This window comes from Tepidanaerobacter sp. GT38 (assembly GCF_021991635.1).
Classification (GTDB): Bacteria; Bacillota; Thermosediminibacteria; order Thermosediminibacterales; family Tepidanaerobacteraceae; genus DTU063.
In genome coordinates this window covers 1-2,430 of the sequence record NZ_JAFFJA010000122.1, presented here as the reverse complement: position 1 = coordinate 2,430, position 2,430 = coordinate 1, and the positions used below count along the sequence as shown (strand labels likewise).

2 protein-coding genes and 1 rRNA gene are annotated in these 2,430 nt (G+C 42.1%); all 3 read right to left on the bottom strand.

Translation table 11 applies throughout. The annotated features are described in order from the left end of the window. Window positions 1-257, bottom strand: a 23S ribosomal RNA gene (locus tag JT739_RS12135); the annotation flags it as partial. Next, window positions 248-1,489, bottom strand: coding sequence for a glutamate-5-semialdehyde dehydrogenase (locus tag JT739_RS12130; RefSeq protein ID WP_237661387.1), 1,242 nt, complete (start codon window positions 1,487-1,489; stop codon window positions 248-250). The genes JT739_RS12135 and JT739_RS12130, both read right to left, overlap by 10 nt. Window positions 1,490-1,502: 13 nt before the next feature. Beyond that, window positions 1,503-2,315, bottom strand: coding sequence for a glutamate 5-kinase (gene proB, locus JT739_RS12125; RefSeq protein WP_237661386.1), 813 nt, complete (start codon window positions 2,313-2,315; stop codon window positions 1,503-1,505). Window positions 2,316-2,430 lie beyond the last annotated feature (115 nt).

The window sequence follows — 2,430 nt, the reverse complement described above, 5'->3', positions numbered from 1 at the left end:
GTGCTCTACCCCCGAGGATCTTCAGTTAAGGCTAGCCCTAAAGCTATTTCGGGGAGAACCAGCTATCTCCGTGTTCGATTGGCATTTCACCCCTACCCACCATTTTCAAAGATTATTGACACAGTTTTATAAAAACTTTTATAAAACATATTCATAGAGGCCTTTTTTTAAGTTTTTAAAACAAAAAGCCTTTCACCAAAATATTGGCGAAAGGCTCCATCTAAGCTTTTTTTAAAAAAATCTATCTTCACCGGACCTGACCGTTTCCCATAATCAGATATTTAACTGTCGTCAACTCTTCAAGCCCCATAGGGCCTCGTGCATGGAGCTTTTGTGTGCTGATACCTATTTCAGCACCCATGCCAAATTCTCCACCATCGGTAAACCTGGTAGAAGCATTCACATATACACACGCAGCATCTACTTTTGCAAGAAACTGGTTTGCCCTATCATAGTCTTTTGTGACAATGGCTTCCGAATGAGAGGTGCCAAATCTGTTAATATGCCTGATTGCCTCGTCTATACTGTCAACCACTTTAACAGCAAGGATTAAGTCAAGATACTCCGTTGCCCAGTCTTCTTCAGTAGCCAATCTGGCATCTGGGTAAATCTTAAGTGTATTTTCACAGCCTCTGATTTCTACTCCCAATTTTTTCAGCTCATCTAAGGCTTTGGGCAGAAATTCTTTAGCCACATTTTTATGCACTAAAAGTGTTTCTGCCGCATTACATACGGAAGGCCTGCTTGTCTTGGCATTTGCAATTATGCGAATTGCCATATCCAAATCTGCAAATTCATCCACATATACGTGGCAATTTCCAACACCGGTCTCGATTACCGGTATTTGAGAATTTTCCACCACATTTTTAATCAGAGCTTCGCCGCCACGAGGGATTAAAACATCTACGTACTTTCTCATCTTAAAGAGCTCCTGAATCCTCTCCCGGCTGGTATCCTCTATGAGCTGTATGCACGTTTTAGGAAGATTTGCCTCTTCAAGGCCTTTGCACAAGGCTTTAACTATTGCCTTATTTGAGTTGATGGCCTCAGAACCGCCCCTTAATATGACCGCATTTCCTGTTTTTATGCAAAGCCCCGCCGCATCAGAGGTAACATTGGGCCTTGACTCATATATTATGCCGACAACCCCCAAAGGCACTCGCTGCTTTTGCAAAATTAGGCCATTAGGGCGCTTAAATACGGTTCCACTGCCTACAGGGTCGGGAAGCTCCACAAGGTCCAAAAGCCCTTTTATCATTCCGTCAATGCGCTTGTCGTTTAACATTAGGCGCTCTATCATTGCATCTTTTAAGCCTTTTTGCTTTGCATTTTCCAAGTCTTCCTGATTTGCCAAAAGTATCTCTGCCTTCATTTCATCCAGGGCTTTGGCCATCATCTTTAAAGCATCGTTTTTAACTGTGGTGGAGGCATTTGACAATATATACGAGGCCTCTTTAGCCTGCTTTGCTATATCCAAAACTATGCTCAATCAGATCACTCCATTATATGGCGTTTTTCTCGGAAAGGGTGGTTTGCTCTTTCGGTTCAAAAAAGGTGCCGGCACAGCCTGTTCCATCAATGATATTGTAAATTTCTGCTGGATTTTCCCCATCTATTATGGCCATCGCAATTCCTGCCTCAGTGGCGATTTTTGCCGCTTTAATTTTACTCTGCATACCGCCAGTGCCAAAACCGGAATAACTGCCTTCGGCAATAGCCTCAATCTCTGGCGTGATTTCTTTTACATAGGATATCTTCTCGGCTCCGGGTTCATGGGGAGGCATGGTATATAGGCCATCCACATCGGAAAGCAGCACCAGAAGGTCAGCATTGATAAGCTCTGCCACTACCGCTGCCAAAGTATCGTTGTCGCCAAAAACTATTTCCTCTACTGCTACGGTGTCATTTTCATTTACTATGGGAACTACATCGAATTCAAAAAGTGTCGTTAATGTATTAAGAGCATTCTCACGCCGCACGCCTTTTTCCAAATCATCTCGCGTAAGCAAGATCTGAGCCACATTTATGCCGTATTCCAGAAACAGCTTTTCGTAAAACTGCATTAAAATTCCCTGGCCAACAGCTGCCAAGGCCTGTTTTATTTTGATATCGCCCTTGCCTTTAATGCCGAGCCTTCCGGCACCTGTCCCTACCGCTCCTGATGAAACCAATACCACATTTTTGCCGCTATTTTTTATGTCGGAAATGACCCTGACTAATTTTTCCATACCTGCTATATTTAATTTGCCATTATCATGAACAAGCGTAGTAGTTCCTACTTTCACAACTATGGTTTGATATATCTCGGATTTCATTGCGTCACCTCAGATTTTATTTAAAAAATGTATTATATTCCATATTTTATAATTATAACACTTGTATGCAAAAAATCAATTAGTTAAATGTGCCTTATGTTGTTATTCTGTGATA